General features: G+C 68.6%; 14 protein-coding genes. 3 read left to right on the plus strand and 11 right to left on the minus strand.

Annotated elements, in window-relative coordinates:
- Positions 1-3 precede the first annotated feature (3 nt).
- The gene (locus F9C41_RS04830; protein ID WP_155385321.1) at positions 4-1,029 is read right to left on the minus strand and encodes a zinc-dependent alcohol dehydrogenase; all 1,026 of its coding nucleotides are present in this window, start codon (positions 1,027-1,029) and stop codon (positions 4-6) included.
- A gap of 236 nt (positions 1,030-1,265) precedes the next feature.
- Here F9C41_RS04830 and F9C41_RS04835 point away from each other — a divergent pair, with 236 nt between their 5' ends.
- On the plus strand, positions 1,266-2,156 hold the full coding sequence (locus F9C41_RS04835) for an amidohydrolase family protein (RefSeq protein WP_155385322.1): 891 nt from the start codon (positions 1,266-1,268) through the stop codon (positions 2,154-2,156).
- Positions 2,157-2,239: 83 nt separating this feature from the next.
- Here F9C41_RS04835 and F9C41_RS04840 read toward each other — a convergent pair whose 3' ends face one another.
- The 7 genes from F9C41_RS04840 to F9C41_RS04870 form a co-directional block, all read right to left on the minus strand.
- Positions 2,240-3,091, minus strand: coding sequence for an amidohydrolase family protein (locus F9C41_RS04840; protein ID WP_155385323.1), 852 nt, complete (start codon positions 3,089-3,091; stop codon positions 2,240-2,242).
- A gap of 282 nt (positions 3,092-3,373) precedes the next feature.
- Positions 3,374-3,529: a hypothetical protein gene (locus F9C41_RS04845; RefSeq protein WP_155385324.1), complete on the minus strand. Its 156-nt coding sequence runs from the start codon at positions 3,527-3,529 to the stop codon at positions 3,374-3,376.
- A 307-nt stretch (positions 3,530-3,836) separates the two neighbouring features.
- Entirely contained in the window at positions 3,837-4,640 is an 804-nt protein-coding gene (locus F9C41_RS04850; RefSeq protein ID WP_155385325.1) for a FadR/GntR family transcriptional regulator, read from the minus strand.
- 318 nt (positions 4,641-4,958) lie between these two features.
- The gene (locus tag F9C41_RS04855) at positions 4,959-6,107 is read right to left on the minus strand and encodes a mandelate racemase/muconate lactonizing enzyme family protein (RefSeq protein WP_155385326.1); all 1,149 of its coding nucleotides are present in this window, start codon (positions 6,105-6,107) and stop codon (positions 4,959-4,961) included.
- Between the two features lies 1 nt (position 6,108).
- A complete protein-coding gene (locus tag F9C41_RS04860; RefSeq protein WP_155385327.1) occupies positions 6,109-6,936 on the minus strand; it encodes a carbohydrate ABC transporter permease in 828 nt (275 codons plus the stop codon).
- A complete protein-coding gene (locus tag F9C41_RS04865) occupies positions 6,936-7,898 on the minus strand; it encodes a carbohydrate ABC transporter permease (RefSeq protein ID WP_196279614.1) in 963 nt (320 codons plus the stop codon). Before F9C41_RS04865 ends, F9C41_RS04860 begins: the two co-directional genes overlap by 1 nt.
- Before the next feature lie 6 nt (positions 7,899-7,904).
- Positions 7,905-9,164 carry an ABC transporter substrate-binding protein gene (locus tag F9C41_RS04870; protein ID WP_155385328.1) on the minus strand — a complete coding sequence of 420 codons (1,260 nt, stop codon included), beginning with the start codon at positions 9,162-9,164 and terminating at the stop codon, positions 7,905-7,907.
- Positions 9,165-9,825: 661 nt separating this feature from the next.
- On the opposite strand from F9C41_RS04870, the gene F9C41_RS04875 reads away from it, so the two are divergent.
- Positions 9,826-11,334, plus strand: a complete 1,509-nt coding sequence (locus F9C41_RS04875) for a glycoside hydrolase family 27 protein (protein WP_155385471.1) — start codon at positions 9,826-9,828, stop codon at positions 11,332-11,334.
- Positions 11,335-11,470: 136 nt separating this feature from the next.
- Here F9C41_RS04875 and F9C41_RS04880 read toward each other — a convergent pair whose 3' ends face one another.
- Both F9C41_RS04880 and F9C41_RS04885 read right to left on the minus strand, forming a co-directional pair.
- Positions 11,471-12,970 carry an endo-1,4-beta-xylanase gene (locus tag F9C41_RS04880; protein ID WP_155385329.1) on the minus strand — a complete coding sequence of 500 codons (1,500 nt, stop codon included), beginning with the start codon at positions 12,968-12,970 and terminating at the stop codon, positions 11,471-11,473.
- Positions 12,971-13,308: 338 nt separating this feature from the next.
- Positions 13,309-14,253 (minus strand): PaaX family transcriptional regulator, encoded by a 945-nt coding sequence (locus tag F9C41_RS04885; protein ID WP_155385330.1) that lies wholly within the window; start codon positions 14,251-14,253, stop codon positions 13,309-13,311.
- Positions 14,254-14,510: 257 nt separating this feature from the next.
- On the opposite strand from F9C41_RS04885, the gene F9C41_RS04890 reads away from it, so the two are divergent.
- A complete protein-coding gene (locus F9C41_RS04890) occupies positions 14,511-15,827 on the plus strand; it encodes a CE1 family esterase (RefSeq protein ID WP_155385331.1) in 1,317 nt (438 codons plus the stop codon).
- 97 nt (positions 15,828-15,924) lie between these two features.
- On the opposite strand, the gene F9C41_RS04895 is transcribed toward F9C41_RS04890, so the two are convergent.
- Complete coding sequence (locus F9C41_RS04895) at positions 15,925-18,552, minus strand: RICIN domain-containing protein (RefSeq protein WP_407924663.1); 2,628 nt, start codon at positions 18,550-18,552, stop codon at positions 15,925-15,927.
- Positions 18,553-18,979: the final 427 nt, after the last annotated feature.

Consider the following 18,979-nt stretch of genomic DNA (forward strand, 5'->3'; position numbering starts at 1 on the left):
GCGTCACCGGGCGGCTGCGCAATCGAGCAGCACCTTCATCACGCCGGCCCCGGATTCCAGGGCGGCGAACGCCTCACCGACGCGCTCCAGCGGCTCCACCTGGGTGATCAGATCGTCGGCCGGGATCTGGCCGCCGGCCACCAGTTCCACGGCGGTCGCCATGTCGTGCGGGCTGTAGAGCCGGGCGCCCAGCATCGTCAGTTCACGCCAGAAGAAGCGGTGCAGGTTGACTTCTCGCGGGGTGGCGTGGATCGCCACCATCACCAGCCGCCCGCGCGGCGCGAGGACTTCCACCGCGGTGGCGACTCCGGCAGCCGCACCGGAGACCTCGAACGAGACGTCGGCGCCCGCACCACCGGTCCAGTCATGGATCAGCGCTTCCGTGTCGGCGCCGGTGGGGTCCGCGGTGGCAAAGCCGAGCCGGTCGGCGACGGCGCGCCGCTGCGGGCTGGGCTCCAGGACCAGAACCTGGGCTCCGGTGCGCCGGGCGACCACGGCGATGAGCAGGCCCACGGGCCCGCCTCCGACCACGACGGCGTGCTCGCCATCGGCCAGGCCGCTGCGGCGCACGTCGTGCACCGCCACCGCGGTCGGTTCGGCGAGCGCCCCGTGGGCCAGGTCGAGGGTGTCGGGCAGGCGGACCAGTGCACGCGCGGGCACGTTCCAGCGCTGTTGCATGGAACCGGCACTGTCGATGCCGATGAAGGTGAGCCGCGGGCAGACGTGTCCGTGCCCGGCGGCACAGGTCCGGCAGGCGCCGCACGGCAGGACGGGCAGGACGGTGACGGGGTCGCCGAGTTTCCAGCCGTCGACGCCGTCACCGAGACGCGCCACCGTGCCGGACATCTCGTGACCGAGCACGGCCGGGACGGAGACTCGCTGGTCCATGTCGCCGTGCAGGATGTGCAGGTCGGTGCCGCAGATCCCGGTGAACGCCACGTCGATCTGCACCTGCCCCGGGCCCGGTGCGGTCTCGGGCGCCTCGATGACGTTCAGGCGCCGCTCGCCTTCGTATACAGCTCGGTGCATGACTTCCCTTTCGTGAGCCGGCGTCTCGCCGAATGTCGTTCGCAACGACCGTGCGATATCCGCCGTGCGAGCACGGGCACTCGACCTTGCCCATGTCGAGATCGGATCGGGGGCTCAGATATGACATCATATGTTTCACGCAATGACAACGCCCCGCCTGACCCGGCCGCCACCCGGTACCTCGCGCGTCGCGCACGCCGATCCGGCCGGTTCCAGCCAACCCCATGGAGCTGCGCATGACCCACCCTCCCCTCGAGACGATCATCGACGCGCACCTGCACGTGTGGGATCCGTCGCGTGGCGTCTACCCCTGGCTCGGAGCCCACCTGGCGCCGGTGAACCGCGCCATGACGCTGCACGAGGTGACACCCGAGCTCGTCGACCGCGGCGTCGGAGCCGTCGTGCTGGTGCAGTCCGCCGACGACGACTTCGACACCGACCTGATGTTCGAGACCGCCAGGTCCGACCACCGGGTCGTCGGCGTCGTCGGCTGGGTGCCCCTGGATGCGCCCGCTGTCGCCGCGAACAGGTTGGCGCAGCTGCGTGACGATCCGCTGTTCGTCGGCGTGCGCAACCTGATCCACGAACGCGAGGACCCGCAATGGATCCTGCGGCCCGACGTCGACGCGGGTCTCGACCTGCTGGAACAAGCCGGGGTGCCGTTCGACTTCGTCGCCGGCGGCCCGGCGGCACTGGCCACCGCCGCCGAGGTCACACGTCGCCACCCCGGATTGCACCTGATCCTGGATCATCTCGGCGCGCCACCGCTGAAGGCCGATCACGACCAGGCCGAACGATGGTCGCAGGACCTGGCTGTGCTCGCCGGCCATCCCCGGGTCAACGTCAAGCTTTCCGGGCTGTACCTGGGACCCGACCCGGCCGGCGACGCGCTGCGCCAGGCCGGCGCCTACCTGCGCACGGCGCTGGAGCTGTTCGGCTCACACCGGCTGATGTACGGCGGCGACTGGCCGATCTGCCTGCTCCACGAGAAGTACGGGCGGACGCTGGACGTCATCCGGCACGGCCTGGCGAATCTCGACGCCGCAGGATGGCACGACGTCCTTGCCGCCACCGCCATGCGGGTCTACGGCCTCGACCAGAGCCGCATCGCGGTGCACAACTCCTGACCGCCCGGGCCCGGTGTCGCCGACGCGATACCGGGCCCGCGACGGCTTCGCCGAGGGCAGCGCGTCCCAGGCACCGGCACGGTTCAGGCGGTTCGAGGCAGGTCGCCGACGTCCAGCTGGTAGGTGCTGACGGCGGTCGCCGCGAAGACGTCACGGTGCAGGCCACCGAGCAGCGACGCGATGGCACGCAGCGATTCGGGATAGGTCGCCGCCAGCTGGCACATCGGCCAGTCCGAGCCGAACATGAGCCGCCCAGCACCGAACACCTGCACGGCATGGTCGACGTAGGGCCGGAGGTCGTCCACCGACCACCGGTCCCAGTGCGCGAGCGTCACCAGGCCGCTGAGCTTTGCCCGGACGTTGTCGCACGCGGCGACCGGTGCGATCTCGCGCTGCCAGTCGTTCAGGCCTTCGACGCCGCCGGTGACCCATGGCGATCCGGCCTGCTGGAGCACGATACGTGCGTGCGGCATCGCTTGGGCCAGGCGCGTCACCGAGGGCAGCTGCTCGGCCCGCACCGCGAGTTCGATCGCGAGCCCGAGTTCGGCCACGGCGGCCAGACCCGCTCGCACCGCCGGCCGGTCAAGGAAGTCCTCGGGCAGCTCGTACACCCGCTCGTGCAGTGCGACGAGTCGTTGCCCGCCGGGCTCTGCCCGGTGTTTGCCGAGGATCTCGCCGAGATCGGGGTCGGCGAGCGGCGCCCATCCCACCACGCCCACCACCCACGGAGTCCAGGCCGCGATCTCCAGACACCGTGTGGTGTCAGACGAGGTTGTGCCGCCGGCCTCGACCAGCACGCAGGCGTCGACCTCCGACTCGCTCAGCTTCGCCTTGAGGTCGCTGACGCCGAAGTCACGCCGGACAGGGGTGTACTCCGCGGCGGCCAGCCGGGGGTTGTCCGCCGACCACAGTTGCACGTGCGCGTCGACGATCACCGGCGCCGCCCTCGGTCACCGGTGGCCGTCCACGCCAGCGAGCGGCGCCCTGGTCCGGCGGCGCGCGAAGGGTGAACAGTGCCTGCGATGCGCTGGGCCGCGGACCCGGCGGGCGTGGCCGGGTCGGCAGTGGACCGGCCCGTGGCGGGGCCGCCCGAATCCTGCTCATGCACTGCGCTACTCCGTATCGTCATGAAGATCGGCGCTGGCCGGTCTGCAGTCCGGTCGGGTGGGACGCCGGCCCGCACGCGGCGGGGTGCGGGCCGGCGTCGTCTGGGGGTGTCAGGCCGCCGCGAACCCGCGCCATGTCGCGGTCCTTGCGGCGGTTTTCGACACGCTGAGCACTCCGGCGTCCACCATCGCGTCGAACGGCCGCAGCGTGATCCTGCGGAGCACCCGGCCGTGGCCTGCGCTCGTGGCGGTGGAACCGAAGGGCACCTGGTGCTCCTTGATCGAGGGACAGCTGGTGGGCGACACGACGCGAGCACCCGAGGTTCGAGGACCGGCATCGTGCAGTAACCCGAGCGAAACACTCTGGGCGCAACCTCATCATACGTATGACGTCATAGCAAGACCCGATCGCAGAATTCGTGCGGCGATCCCATCGAGACGGGTGCAACAGGAGTCCACGGCAGTGCCGGGCACGACATGAGTGCATGTCCGCAGAGGACACATGTCGGCACGTCATCGACCTACGGGCAGCCGGCCCGACCTCGTCGGCGCGGCGCTACGCCGCAGCCCTCCGTCAGCGGGACTGACGGCGTGCCGACGCCGGAGCCTCCGAGTCGACAGGAGGACGTCGGCGGCTCCACGAGCCGGTGATGTGCGCACGCATCGCGGCGGCGGCGCCGACCGGGTCCTTGGCCAGGATGGCGTCGTGTATGGCCTGGTGCTCGTCCAGCGTTTGGCGCATCACCGCTTCGTTGTACTCGCCGTGGTATCGCATGCTGCCGCGAGCCTTGTCGTGGATGCTGTTCACGATCGCGCGCCCGAGCCGGTTACGCGACGCGGCCATGACCATGTCGTGGAAATGCGCGTCGGCTGCGGCGAACTCCGCCACGTTGTCGATCTTCGAGCGCATGAGCTCGAGCGAGGCGCTGATACGGAGTCTGTCTTCGCCGGTGTACGAGGTCGCCGCGGCTGCGGCCATGTCCGCCTCCAGCGCCGTACGCGTGGCCACGAGCTCGTCGAGGAAGGAGAGGTTGGCGTCGTGGGCGATGATCGCGGTGAGCACGACGTCGTCGAGCAGGTTCCACTGCCGGGGATCGGTGACCTGGGTGCCCCGGCCGTGCTCGATGCGGACCAGGCCCTTCTCCTGCACCACTTTGACGGACTCGCGGATCACGGTTCGGCTGACCCCGAACTGGTCGCACAGGTCCGCCTCCGGCGGCAGGGTCGAGCCCGGGTTGAGCACGCCGCGCACGATGTCGTTGACGATCTGCTGCACGACGTTGATGCCCAGCTTGGTGCCACGAACCCGGGGCGGGACGGCGTCGCCGACGGATGCATGGGGTATGCCGAACGGGTCAGCCAGAACCTGCCGCGTCAACGCGCCCTCCCGGAGCAGTGGTCGCCGGACCACCAGACCCGACGACGACGAGTGTACGGCACGCTGTTAAGACGTCACAGGTAAGATGTCATATGTCACTGTCCCGCCTCCGTACCACGAAGATTCTCGCACGAATTGTTATGTGTGCACACCGGGTGGGGTCGCATGGTGGGACTGCGCCCTCGGCGAGCCGCAGTGTCAGCGCGCACGCCGACGGCGCGCTGCCACTGCGGACGGCCCCGAGCGGGTGCGGCGTCCTCACTACGCCGCCGCACCCGCCTGGACCAGGCCCGCGCCATGGGCGCGGGCCACCCCCGTTCAGCCGGCAGCCGCGAGCAGCCGCTGGCCGGCCCGCTCCGGTCGGACCCCCGGCCCGTCGAAGGACACCGTGGCGGGCCGGAGCGCACAGGCGGCGATCGCCGCCTCGTCCATGCTGATCCCCAGGCCGGGCGCATCGCCGAGGACGAACGCTCCGTTCTCGATCTGCAGGTCGATGTCGATGCCGACCGGCGGCCGCAGCACCTGGAGTTCGCTGGTGAGGTGGTTGGGCACCGACGTCGCCGCGTGCAGGAGGCCCACGGGGTTGGTGCCGATCGGGCTGACCGGCAGGTCGTAGGCGTGGGCCAGGGCCGACACCCGGAGGAAGTGGGTCACGCCCCACACCGACGCCGTCTGCACGATGTCCAGGGCACCGGCCGTCAGCAGCGGCCGGAACTGCTCCAGGCCGCTGAGGTTCTCTCCGCTGGCGACGGAGGCCCGCAGACCACGTCCGACCGCGGCATGCCCTTCGGCGTCCCACCGGCGCACGGGCTCCTCTACCCAGATGAGATCCAGGGTGCGTTCGAGCTCGGCGACGTACCGGACCGCCTGCTTGCGGCTCCAGCACTCGTTCGCGTCGAGCATCAGACCGGGCCGCGACCCGCCTCCGGCCTCGGCGAGCACCTCCTTGACCAGGGTCAGCCGGTGCCGGTCACGGTCGACGTCGAGGCCGCCCTTGAGTTTGGCCGCCCGGATGCCGCGCTCGGCGTAGACCTTGTAGGTGGCCACCAGGTCGTCGTCGTCGAGGTCGATGTCGAGGCCGGAGGCGTAGGCGGGCACCACGCGGTCGCGGCCGCCGAGCATGCGCCACAGCGGCTGGCCCGCAGCCTTGGCCTTGATGTCCCACAGCGCGGTGTCGAACGCGCCGATCGCCCCGAAGACGGCTCCGGCGTGTCCGGCCTTGAACGTCTGCCGCAGCATCCGGTCGTACAGCGCGGTCACCGCCCGCGGGTCCTCGCCGTCGATCGCGGCGAAGATCGCGTCCAGCTCCACGTGCGGGCCCATGCCGACGCCGGTGATGCCTTCGTCGGTCGTCACCACGACGATCGGCACATCGGTGAGTCCGTCGGCGTACACGCCGTTGGCGTCACCGACGGGCCGGCCCCATTCCTGCACGGTGTTGAGGGCGCGATACCCAGTGATGCGCATGTCAGCCTTTCGTCGAACCAGCGGTGACAGCGTCGGCGATCCGGCGCTGGAAGAACAGGTAGACCGCCAGTACGGGCACGGCTGCGATCAGCACCCCCGAGGCGAACGTGGGGATGTCGGCCGAGTACTGACCGCGCAGCGACGTCACCCCGACCATGAGGGTGCGATGCTCCGCAGACGGCATCATCAGCAGTGCGATGAGCACGTCGTTCCAGCAGAACAGCGCGTTGAGCACACCTACCGACAGCAGCGCCGGCCGGCCCATCGGCAGCATGATCCTTCGGTATACGCCGTAGGTCGTGTTGCCGTCGATGCGTGCCGCGTCGACGATCTCGGCCGGGATGGCGCTGTAGTAACTGGTCATCAGGTAGATCGTGAACGGCAGGTACTGCGCCACGTAGGCGAGGATCAACCCCGGATAGGTGTCGACCAGCCCGGTGTCGGCCATGGTCCGCACCAGCGGCACCATGATCACCTGGAATGGCACGAACAGCGCCGCGAGGCACCCCAGCAGTAGTGCCCGCGAGCCGCGGAACCGGAGGTGGCTCAGCGCGAACCCGGACATCGATCCGAGCAGCAGCAGCAGAGCGACGGCGCCGGCCACCACGGTGACGGAGTTGAAGAAGTAGCGTGCCGTGCCGGCGCTGGTCCAGGCGGTGGCGATGTTGTCCCAGCGCAGTGTGTCCGCGAACGCGAACCTGTCCAGGATGTAGTCACGACGGGTTTTCATCGCCGCGTTGGCGGTGAAGACCAGCGGATAGATCGTCGCGAGGGCGAGCAGCGCCATGGGTACGGCGATCAGCCACCGGCTGATTCGTGCGCCGCGCATCAGTCCTCCTTGCCGGTTCGACGCAGGAAGCTGACCTGCGCGAGCCCTACGACGAGCATGACCAGGAACAGCACCGTGGAGGCCGCCGAGGCGAACGCCGGGCGGTTCATCTGGCCCTGCTGGATCCAGATGTAGTACTCCGGCAGGTAGGTCGACCCGCCCGGCCCTCCGCTGGTCATCACGTAGATCAGACCGAACATGGAGGTGAGCATGCCGATCATGGTGGTCACGAATACGAACTGGATGGTTCGGGACAGGCCAGGAATGATCACGTGCCGGATCACCTGCGGCAGGGTCGCCCCGTCCGACCGGGCGGCGTCGAGCAGGGCGGGGTCCAGCGTCGCGAAGCCCGACAGGAACACCACCAGCGACATGCCGAACGTCGCCCAGACATGTACCCCGACGACGGTGAACATCGCGACGTTCGAGTCGCCGAGCCAGTCGACCGGGCCGAGTCCGGCCAGGCCGAGCAGGCTGTTGACCGGGCCGTCGAAGGACAGGAGCAGGTTGAAGATGGAGCCTACGATCACCGGCGAGAGCACCGCGGGAAAGAAGTAGACGCTGCGGTAGAAGCGGTGTCCGGGCACGTGCAGGTAGATGAACGTCGCCAGCATCCCGGGGATCGCGACCGCGACGGGAAGCAGCAGCACCAGCCACCCCACGTTGCGCAGCGCGCCCAGGAACAGCGGGTCGGCGAACAGCTCCGCGTAGTTGTCCAGACCGACCGCCGCCCCGTTGCGGTCGCCGTCTCCGGTGAAGGAGAAGTTGACACCGAGCAGCAGCGGCCACAGCCGGAACAGCACGATCACGAGCACGGCGGGGGCGATGAGCACGAACGGGGACAGCCGTTCCGCGGACAGTCTGCCGGTCCGGCGTCGTCTGGGTGGCGCGGCGCCTGTCCCGTCGGCCCGCCCCGCCCGAGCGGGGCGGGCCAACAGCGGCGTGAAATCACCGAGCGGCACTGTGCGTCAGCTCCGGTCCGACTCGCCGAGCTGCTTGAGCGCGGCATCGACGGTGACGGAGCCGTCGAGGATCTGCTGGGACAGCCGACCCATCAGTTCGAGGGTCTTCGACGACAGCGCCACGTGCAGCGCGGGCTTGCCGGTCTTGAGGTCGGCGACGAGCGAGGTGACGGCCGGCTCGGCGGCCTTGACGGTGGTGTCGGAGACGACCGCGCCGGCGTTGGCATAGAACGTGCTCAGGGCGTCGGTCGAGGTCAGCGAGCGCACCAGGTCGGCGGCCAGGGCCGGGTCCTTGGTCCACTTGGCGACCCCGTAGCCGATGCCACCGTCGAACGGCAGGCTGGGCACGGCGCCCTCGGCGATGACCGGTGACTTCATCACCCCGACGTTGTCGGGGCCGAGGAACTCGTTGAAGTCCTTCCAGTGGCCGATGTCCGACATCAGGCCGATGATGTTGGTCGCCTTGCCGGACTGGAAGATCCCGAAGGCGTCGGTGAACATCGTGGTCGAGTTGCCGCCCTTGCTGTTCAGGCCGTTTGCCTCGACGTCCTTCCAGAGCTGGAAGATCTGCTTGACGTGGGGGGAGTTCCAGTCCCGTTTCCCGGCGATCCAGTCGTCGTACTCCTGCGGGGAGAGGGTGCCCGTACCGAACGCCGACAGGAAGAACTGGATGCCCGCGCCCTCCTTGTTGCCCAGCGCGAAGCAGGTGGCCTTCGTCGCCTTGGTGATGGCGGCGCAGTCGGCGGTGAACCCGCTCCAGGTGGTCGCCGGCTTCTGCGGGTCCAGCCCGGCCTTCTTGTAGAGGTCCTTGTTGAAGTAGATCGGGTGGCCCTGCAGGGTCACCGGCGAGGCGAACACCTTGCCGTCCTTGGTGAACGCGTCCCAGCCGGTCAGGCGCTGCTTGTCCGGGCTGACGTACTGGTCCAGCGGGACCAGCGCGTCGACCCGGTCACGGATCTGGCCGCCGCCGTTGAACATCATGACGTCGGGGCCCTTGCCCGCCTGGATCGCTGCACCGAGCAGCGTGTAGTACTGGTCGAACGGCTGGGCGACGAACTCCACGGTCACGCCCGGGTGCTTCTTGGCGAAGTCGGCCTTCGCCTTCTCCACGTATGCGGTTGCGGTCTTGTCACTGGACTTCCAGTCCCACACCACGAGCTTGCCGCTCGCCGAGTTGGAGGAAGGTTCGTTGCCCGTGGCGCTTCCACAGCCCGCCAAGGCCAGCATCGCCGCGACGGCGGCCGGCCAGAGTACTCGCTGCTTCATTGATTCTCATCTCGAGAATGGCCGGAGATGCCGGCCGTCAGCTGGAATGCAGCCAAAGCTAAGTCATATGATGTGTGATGTCAACGGAAACCTGGCGGACACAATGGCGGCACGACGGGTCGCGCCAATTCACCTCGTGACCCACACCGTCGCAGCACGACTGTTGTTACCGATCACATGGTGTCGACCCGCCGCGGTCGCGTCTATCCACAACACACAGTGCACAAACCTGTGAGCAAGCTCGGTAATCCGAAACCTTTCGGCAACGTCTTGACGCGTTCCGATGTTATCGGTCACAGTCTATGGCGACGCCGCCCGACACATCGGGCGTACCGCTCACCAGCACCCGCACGCTCTGGCTCATCCCGACAGAGCGCTCCCCTGCACAGCGGCTCACAGCGGCCCGCGCTGTGAGCACCTCGCGCTGCCGCACTTCGGCCCGATGCGACGGCCCTTTGCCGGCCTCACCCTGACCGGCGGTCTTCGCCTCGGTCCGCTCCCACCCGCCCGAACGACCCGAGGAGCAATCGTGAACCGTCCCCTCCGAAGGCACCGCCTGGCCACCGCGCTGACGGCAGCACTGCTGCTGACCTCGGCCGCGCTCGGCCTGCAGGCCCCCGCCGCACACGCGCTCGACAACGGCGTGGCCCGCACGCCCCCGATGGGCTGGAACTCCTGGAACACCTTCGGCTGCAACATCAACGAAACCCTGATCCGTCAGCACGCCGACGCGATCGTCAGCAGCGGCATGCGCGATCTCGGCTACCAGTACGTCGTGGTCGACGACTGCTGGTTCAACCCCAACCGCGACTCTGCGGGCAACCTGCAGGGCGATCCGACCAGGTTCCCCAGCGGGATGAAGGCGCTCGGCGACTACCTGCACGCACGCGGACTCAAGTTCGGTCTCTACCAGGTGCCGGTGGACAAGACCTGTGCGCAGTACTTCGGCGCGTACCCGGGCGCCACCGGCAGCCAGGGACACGAGGCCCAGGACGCCCGGCAGTTCGCGGCCTGGGGCGTCGACTTCCTCAAGTACGACTGGTGTTCGCCCAGCGGCACCATCGACCAGCAGGTGACGACGTTCGCCAAGATGCGTGACGCGCTCGCGGCCGCCGGCCGGCCGATCGTCTACAGCATCAACCCCAACAGCATCCACGCCAAGACCGGGCCGCTGCGCAACTGGGGCGACGTGGCCAACATGTGGCGGACCACCGAGGACATCACCAACACCTGGGACAGCGGACAGACCAACGGCTACCCGATGGGCATCCAGAACATCGTCAACGTCACCGTGCCGCTGGCCTCCTACGCCCGGCCGGGCCAGTTCAACGATCCCGACATGATGGAGGTCGGCAGAGGCGGCATGACCGACACCGAGATGCGCAGCCACTTCGCCCTCTGGGCGATCATGGCGTCGCCGCTCATCGCCGGCAACGACCTCCGTTCGATGTCCACGGCGACGCAGACAATTCTCAAGAACGCCAACCTGATCGCCGTCAACCAGGACTCCCTGGGCCTGCAGGCCACGCAGGTCTCCCACGACGGCACCCGGCGCGTGCTCGCCAAGAGGCTCGCCAACGGCGACGTCGCGGTTGCCCTGTTCAACCAGGGATCCACGACCACCACGGTCTCCACCACGGCCGCAGCCGTCGGCAAGTCCGGCACGTCCTTCACGCTCCTGGACGCATGGACGAACTCCACCAGCTCCACGAGTGGGACCATCTCCGCCAGCGTCCCGGCGCACGGCACGGTGGTGTACCGCGTCAGCGGCGGCGGCACCACTCCCCCGCCGGCGACGACCACCTTCGTGAGCACGTCGTCGGGGCGCTGCCTGGACGTCCCGCAGAGCAACACCGCCAACGGCACGCAGCCGGTGATCTGGGACTGCAACGGCGGCGCCAACCAGCAGTGGGCTGTCAACGGAGCGGCATTGCAGGCACTGGGCAAGTGCCTCGACGCGCCGCTGAACGCCACGGCAGGAACGAAGGTGCAGCTCTGGGACTGCAACGGCGGCACCAACCAGCAGTGGAACCTCAACTCCGACGGCACGGTCAGCAACCGGCAGACTGGGCTGTGCGTCGATGTCAACGGCAACGCCACCGCCAACGGCACCTTGGTGATCCTGTGGACCTGCACCGGTGCGGCCAATCAGCGCTGGACCCGGCGATAGCCGGGAGGCAGCAGGCGCGGACCGCCGCGCGCTGTCATACGTCATATGCCGCAGTGAGGCGGCCGGGGGCGACATGCACCCCCGGCCGCCGGCGGTCACAACACGGCCGCCATGGCCACGGAATCGTGGCACCGGTTCACTGGGCGAGGCTGAACCGCTGGTTGGCCTGGCCGTTGCAGTCGTAGATCTGAACCCGGGCACCGTTGGCGGTGCTCCAGACGTCCAGGCACCGCCCCGACTGCACTCCCGTGATGGTGCCGTTGGAGTTGAGGTTCCACTGCTGGTTGGCCTGGCCGTTGCAGCTGTAGATCTGGATCCCCGAGCCGTTGCCGGAGCCGGCGGCGTCCAGGCACTTGTTGCCGTACACGGTCAACTGCTTGCCGGAGGTGTAGGTCCACTGCTGGTTGGCCTGGGTGTTGCAGTCGTACAACTGCACCCGGGTGCCGTTGTTCTGCGACGCGTTGGGAACGTCGATGCACCGTCCCGACTGCGCGCCCACGATCCGGCCGACGCCCGACGGCGGCGGCGGCGAGGAGGACGGGCCAGGCGAGGACGGCACCGAAGGCGATGCGGTCGCCGATTGCGACGGCGTCGGCGTGGCGGAGTTGAGGGCGTTGAGGACCGAGGTGTACGCGGCCTTCGCGCCGCCCCCGCTGTTGAACAGCAGCGGGCTCTCGCTGGAGCGCCAGGAGTCGCTGTCCCGCACGCCCCACACGGTGATGCCGATGCAGCGCGGCACGTTCAGACACGCCTGGGTCAGGCCGGCGTACTGGGTGGTCGAGGCATTGGTGACGTCGACTTCGGTGAGCGCGACGTCGACCCCGAGCGCGGCGAAGCTGGACAGGGTGGTCTGGAAGTTGCCGGGCAGGGAGCTGCCGCCGGTGAAGTGGGTCTGCAGGCCAACGCAGTCGATGGGCACGCCCCGGGACTTGAAGTCCTGGATCATGCGGTACACACCCTGGGTCTTGCCGTAGCTCCAGTTCTCGATGTTGTAGTCGTTGTAGCACAGCTTGACCGACGGGTCGGCCGCGCGGGCGGTGCGGAAAGCGACCTCGATCCAGTCGTTGCCGGTGCCCTGCAGGTTGGACGAGCGGCGGCTCCCGTCCTCGTTGAAGGCCTCGTTGACCACGTCCCAGGCGGCGAGCTTGCCCTTGTAGTGGGCCATGACGCCGTTGATGTGGTCGATCATCGCCTGGCGCAGGTTGCTGCCGTTGAGGCTCTGCATCCAGCCCGGCTGCTGGGCGTGCCAGGCCAGGGTGTGTCCCCGGACCTTGATGCCGCGCTGGTTGGCCCAGTTGTAGATCTGGTCGCCCGCGCTGAAGTTGAACTGACCCCGGTTCGGCTGGGTCGCGTCAGGCTTCATCTCGTTCTCGGCGGTGATCATGTTGAACTCGCGGGCCGAGATCGTGGTGTACGTCGAGTCACCGAGCCTGCTCGCGGCGATGGCGGTGCCGAAGTACCGGCCGGACTGTGCGGCGGCGGCGCCGAGCGTGCTGGCGGCCGCGTTCGCGTTCGGAATCATGGCCACGACGGTCAGCGTCGCGACCACACCGGCGGCACCGGCGAGCAGTGCCTTGTGGATCGGTGATCGTTTCTGCGGGTTCTTGCCACGATGCGCAGAGGGAAGCGCTGTCATCATGGTCTCCTTTCCGGATCGGCGCGGGGTCGTCTCGGGCAGTCGGCCGCCGCGCCGCTGGGGGCGGGTATCGATACCGGGGCATGTTGCCATGCTTGAGTGCCGGTCGCAACGCCTTCTTTTCGATAACTTCCGGAAAATGATCACCGACCAATGCGGTGAACACTCGGCACCGCCCGGGGTCCACGCTCATGCGGTGGACAGCCCTGCGCAGCTAGATGCCGTTTCCAGACGATCTTCATTGACCCGACTTAGTCACCGCTCACCGGGCGCGAAAATTCACAGCGCGATGGATCATCGCGAGACCACCGAAACTTCCGGACGTCCTTCCGAACGGCTCAGCTGGCGGCCATCACCGCGACGGTGTGCGCCATGATGCCGACGGCGGGCTCACCCGTGAACTGCCGGACCACGTCCAGCACGTGTCGCTGAGCCGGCTCGGCCAGCCCGTCATAGATCTCGACGAACACCTCGCGAGCGCGCACCCGAGGCCACCCGGTCGGCAGCAGCTCCACGGGCAGCTGCGGATCGAGCAGCGGGATGTGCCGGTAAGCGTCCATGATCTCCGTCCGGGACCGGACCGCTGCGGCGCCGACGATCCGTCCACCGCGGACGCGCTGCAGCAGCGGCCTCCACTGCCGGTCGAAGGCTTCGTAGTGCTGGGCGATCGCGGCGATGTCCCACGCCTCGATCGGGTTGCGGTCGGCGGTGACCGCCAGGTCGACATGGCCTGCTCGGAAGACGGTCATCGCGCCGGGCGTGACGGCGGCCAGCCGCCCGGCGACGGTGGGGTTCCACGGATCCGGCGAGACCCAGAGCCCGTCGTACAACGGCGCGAAGCCCAGCCATCGCAGCTGGCCGCGCAACGACCGCCGTTGCGCACCGTGCTCCTGCGGCAGGGAGAAGGCCACGAGCGTCCAGGTGCCGTCCCAGCTGCGCGCCTGCTCGGCGAACCGTGCGATCCAGGCACCCCCCGCCGACAGCTCCCCGGCGGCGTCACGGGTCAGCCGGTAGAAGCTGTGCCGCCCGTCCCGGCTGCTCTCCAACACGCCTCGGCGGCCCAGCCGACTGATGGCGGTCCGCGCCGCGCCGCTGGTGATCCCGAATTCGCCGAGCAGGGTCGTTACGGCGGATGACGGCAGCCAGGCACGCGTCGGCAGCGTGTAGTCGGCGACAAGCGTCGTCGCCAGGCCTTGCGCCGAGTTGCCCGCCTGGCGCCGCGGCAGCCGGGAACCGCCGGCCACGTCGGGGAAGATCTCTTCGATCTCGAACAGCTGCACCACGCGACTCCGGCGCTGAGAGGACCACGCCCCCGCGGCACGGGGTCCCGCACATGGTATGCGCGGGATGTCGGCACGCGAGGCGCCGCCGAGGTCCGACGCCATCCGGTTCCATCGATTGACACTTTGGTGTCCTAGAGGCATCCTTCATGACACACGTCGTCGACGGAGCCCGACAACGTACGCAAGCGGGAGACCGGCACGCAGGCAGGGCAGGGCCAGGCAAGCCGACTCCCGATTGTTGCTACCGAGGAAGTGCCATGAGACGAACGACCAGCCCGAGCCGGCACCGATGGGTGCTGAGCAGCCTGCTGACACTGGCCCTGACCGGCGCTGTCCTACTGGTCCCGCGCCTGGCCGAGGCAGGGCCGACAGCCGGTTGCGGCAGAACCCCGACGCTGACCAGCGGGACGCGCTCGATCCAGAGCAGCGGCCAGACCCGCAGTTACATCCTGAGCATGCCGAGCAGCTACAACAACACCCGTCCGTACCGGCTCGTCTTCGGACTGCACTGGCTGAACGGCACGGCCAACGACGTCGCCACCGGCGGAGCGGACGGGTCGGCCTGGGCCTTCTACGGGCAGAAGCAGCTGTCGAACGACGGCACGATCTTCGTCGCGCCGCAGGGCATCAGCAACGGCTGGGCCAACACCAACGGCCGGGACGTCACCCTGATCGACGACCTGGTCAGCCTGATCCAAGGCGACCTGTGCGTGGACACGAGCCAGGTGTTCGCCATGGGCTGGAGCTACGGCGGCGCGATGAGCTACGCGCTGGCCTGCGCCCGGCCGGCCGTGTTCCGCGCGGTCGTGGTCTACTCCGGCGCCAACCTCAGCGGCTGCAGCGGAGGCACGCAACCGGTCGCCTACTTCGGCATCCACGGCACCCACGACAGCGTGCTCAACATCTCCAGCGGACGCTCCGTGCGCGACACGTTCGTCCGCAACAACGGCTGCACCGCGCAGAGCCCACGCGAGCCGGCCCAGGGCAGCCTGACGCACATCACGACCCTCTACTCGGGGTGCCGGTCCGGCTATCCGGTCCAGTGGGCTGCCTTCGACGGCGACCACGCCCCCCACCCGGTGGACGGGTCGACAGCCACCAGCGGCACGCGTACCTGGACCTCGGCCGCGGTGAACATGTTCCTGGCCCAGTTCGCCACCACGCCGTCCCCCAGCGCCTCCCCTTCGGCCAACCCGTCGCCGAGCGGCTCTCCCTCGGCGAGCCCAGGGCCGAGCAGCCCTGCGCCGAGCAGTCCCGCTCCGTCCTCCCCCGCCCCTGGCGGCGCGTGCAGCGCTGGCTACCGGACCGTCAACTCCTGGCCCGGTGGCTTCCAGGCGGAGGTGACGGTGACCGCCGGCAGCGCCCCGATCACCGGCTGGACCGTCCAGTGGACGCTCACCAGCGGCCAGTCCATCACGCAGCTGTGGAGCGGCACCCTGTCCAGCAGCGGCCAGTCCGTCACGGTCCGCAACGTCTCTTACAACGGGTCGCTGTCGGCCGGCGCGTCGACCACCTTCGGCTTCCTTGCCGGTGGCACCCCGTCGACTCCGACGGTTGCCTGCACGAGCGCCTGAGGCGCCATCCGCGAGGATCAGTCCCCGCAGGACGGTGCCTGAACACCGGGTCGACGACCCGGCTTCGCCGAGCGATGCCGGGTCGTCGACCATGTGGTCAGCTGCGCAGGCTCCATTGCTGGTTCGCGCCGCTGTTGCACGACCAGAGGACGATCTTGGTGCCGTTGGCGGTCCCCGCGCCGGTGGCATCCACGCAGAGCCCGGACTGCACGCTCGAGATGGTGCCGTTGGTATTGAGGTTCCACTGCTGGTTGGTGCCGCCGTGGCAGTCCCAGATCACCACCGCGGTGCCGTTGGCCGTGCCGGCCCCGGACGCGTCCAGGCACTTGTTGCCGTACAGGGTCAGCTGCTTGCCGCTGGTGTAGGTCCACCGCTGGTTGGTGCCGCCGTGGCAGTCCCACAGCTGCAGCTGGCTGCCGTTGGCGGTGGCGCTGTTGGGAGCGTCGATGCAGCGGCCGGACTGACCGCCCACGATCTGGACGTTCTGCTGGCCGCCGCCGCTGCCCTCCCGCCGGACGATCGACTTCGACTCGGCGGATCGAACGCCCTGCGCATCCAGCACGTAGACCCGGTACTCGCCCGCCGAGGTGGGAACAGCGATCGAGGTGGCGGTGCCGTCGGCGCGGGTCATCGTCGCCCCGGCGACGAAGCTGGTCGTGCCGTACGGGGCGAGCCAGACGGACTTTGCCGAGTCGCCGGTGCTCCGGATCGGGATCGACGTCCCGGTGCTGCCCACGTACGTGCTTGCCGGCAGCACGTAGTCGGGCAGCACGAGATTGCCCTGCGGGATGATGCCCCGGTAGGCGTCCTCGAGCCCGGAGTTGACGGCGATGCTGTAGGCCGCCGCCGGCCAGACGTAGTCGGACGAGACGAGAATGTCGTGGACCGTGCTGTTGGGCAGGTTCTTGTTCGACACCTTGTTGATGGGGCCGTACGTCTGCGTGATGCTCAGGTCGTGCTTGCGCCCCCAGTCGTCGGAGTTGACGAGCCAGGTGACGTTCTTGTCCACGCTCAGGACGTTGTCGCGGAACGTCATGTACGCGGAGCCCTCGTCAGGGTGCAGACCGTACTTGTGGCCGGACGGAACGCCCTGCAGATAGTTGTTGCTGATGGTGGTTCCGGGCTGGCTGCCCAGGGTGTAGATGGGCGCGGTGTCGCTGAGTCGCTGCACCGTGTCGATGAAGTGGTTGTAGCTGATGTTGTTGTTCTTCGCCGTCGTCGTCGGGCGGTTGGGCGCGATCGAGCCCGACGAGCCGTCGAAGTTCCACCAGCCCCAGCCCATCGTGATGCCCGACCACGGCGCCTTCTCGATGCGGTTGCGCTGCACCGTCAGGGTGTCGACGAAGTAGGCCGTGATGGGGCTGTGCCCGTTGAACAGCACGGCGCTGTCGTAGAGATAGTTGTTCTTGATCTCGAGGCTCTTCGGTAGGCCTTCGGCCTGGACCGAGTACTTCTCTCGGTTGCTCGACGTGTAATCGCCGATGTATATGTGCTGTGGGTGGCCCACGCTGATGGCGGACCCGGCGATGTCGTTGGTGAAGTTGCCGATCAGCTGCGAGTTCTGCACGTCGTTGACCATGCCGACGCCGTCGCCGCCGGCGTGCTGGATCCGGTTGCGCTGCAGCAGGATGCCGTCGGCGTTCTGAATGTCGATGATGGTCGGCGTGACGTCGACGTTGCGGTAGTAGTAGACGTGGAAGTTGCCCTTCGCGTACGCGGTGGCGCCCAGGTTGCCCTGCTGCGCCTGCTTGTAGGCCGAGCCGGACACGTTGAACAGGTTCCAGTCCGAGTGCTGCACGGTGATCCCGGACAGCGTGATGTTGCGGGCATGGCTGCTCGTGGAGGTGCCGGCGATCCGCAGCAGCGTGGTCACGTTGTTGGGCGCGAAGACCGAGGCGGTCGCCATGTTGTCCGAGCCGGCCTTGTAGTAGTACAAGGTCCGGGTGGACTTGTTGAAGAAGAACTCGCCCGGGGCGTCCAGGAACTCGTAGGCGTTCATGACCTTGTGGGTGCCGCCCACCTGCGCGTTGCCGTTAAACGCGCCCTGGGCGATGGCCGCACCCGGCTGCTGGAACAGCGCGATGCGACCGGAGCCGTCGCTCGTCACCTGCCGAACTCCCACGATGGCCGTGGTCCAGGTGGTACCGGTCTCGATCTCGATGTCGTCGTGGTTGCCGTTGATCGCGGGAAAGTCCGACGCGCTGTACCTGGCCCCGTCACACTGCGATCCCGACTCCCAGGCCCACGCGGCCTGACCGGCCGTCACGTTGTATGTTCCGTAGCATCCCGCCGAGGAGATGGTCTTGGAGGCCATGTATGCGCGCTTGTCGTTGACGTAGAGCGCGCGCAACTTGTTGGCGCGGTCGAGCGGCGCCTTCCAGATGTTGCCGCTGTGCTGGGCCCATCCGGTCACCTGCACCCCGCCGTCGAGGACCGGCGTCTCATTGGGGTACGCGGCGTAGACGACGCGGTAGCCGTTGGTGCCCGAGTCGCTCGCGCCGAGCTCGATGGTGCTGCTCACCGGATACGTTCCGCCGCGAAGATAGACATAGATGTCGCCGGTCATGTTCGCATTCACGGTGCGGACGAGGTCCCGGGCGCGTTGCACGGTCTTCAGCGGTGAGGCGATGGTTCCCGGGTTGCCGTCGTTGCCGTTGGGCGCGACGTAGTAAGTCGCCTGAGTCGCGGCCGAAGCTGCCGCCTGGCGGGCCACGATCGCTGCCAACGAGGCAGCGACGAGGACCGCGATCGCTAGTAGCGATCTTCCAACGGTCGGTAAAGCTCGTTTCACGTTTCTTCCTTTCGACTGCCGCAGCACGGCGGGTTCCGCTGCTGCGTGCTGAGTGCGCTGGTGTCCACCCGCGGGCATCCCCGCCGGCCCGGCCGTCGGAGCGGGTGCCGGGCTGCGGCGGGGTGCGGCCGGTCGCCGCACGGGAGCCGCATGTCCCGCTCGGAGCAGCGCAAGGTTGGCGACGTATGACGTCCCACGTACACGGCCTGCGTCTATCTCGTTCGGCCAGGTTCCCGCTCGCGGACCTTGCGTCGTCGAACGGGCACAGCTCCGGGCAGCTCGGTGGGCCGTCGGGCCGGCGCCGCGCGGTGGCGGGCCCACCGGTCGTTTGAGTTGCGGGGGGGGGACAGGGGGGTTGGGC

This window comes from Catellatospora paridis (genome assembly GCF_009720365.1).
In the GTDB taxonomy this organism is placed as follows: Bacteria; Actinomycetota; Actinomycetes; order Mycobacteriales; family Micromonosporaceae; genus Catellatospora; species Catellatospora paridis.

Coding starts and splice junctions, on each gene's coding strand:
- F9C41_RS04830 (WP_155385321.1), bottom strand. CDS start 1,029: ATGCACCGAGCTGTATACGAAGGCGAGCGGCGCCTGAACGTCATCGAG.
- F9C41_RS04835 (WP_155385322.1), top strand. CDS start 1,266: ATGACCCACCCTCCCCTCGAGACGATCATCGACGCGCACCTGCACGTG.
- F9C41_RS04855 (WP_155385326.1), bottom strand. CDS start 6,107: ATGCGCATCACTGGGTATCGCGCCCTCAACACCGTGCAGGAATGGGGC.
- F9C41_RS04860 (WP_155385327.1), bottom strand. CDS start 6,936: ATGCGCGGCGCACGAATCAGCCGGTGGCTGATCGCCGTACCCATGGCG.
- F9C41_RS04870 (WP_155385328.1), bottom strand. CDS start 9,164: ATGAAGCAGCGAGTACTCTGGCCGGCCGCCGTCGCGGCGATGCTGGCC.
- F9C41_RS04875 (WP_155385471.1), top strand. CDS start 9,826: ATGGGCTGGAACTCCTGGAACACCTTCGGCTGCAACATCAACGAAACC.
- F9C41_RS04880 (WP_155385329.1), bottom strand. CDS start 12,970: ATGACAGCGCTTCCCTCTGCGCATCGTGGCAAGAACCCGCAGAAACGA.
- F9C41_RS04890 (WP_155385331.1), top strand. CDS start 14,511: ATGAGACGAACGACCAGCCCGAGCCGGCACCGATGGGTGCTGAGCAGC.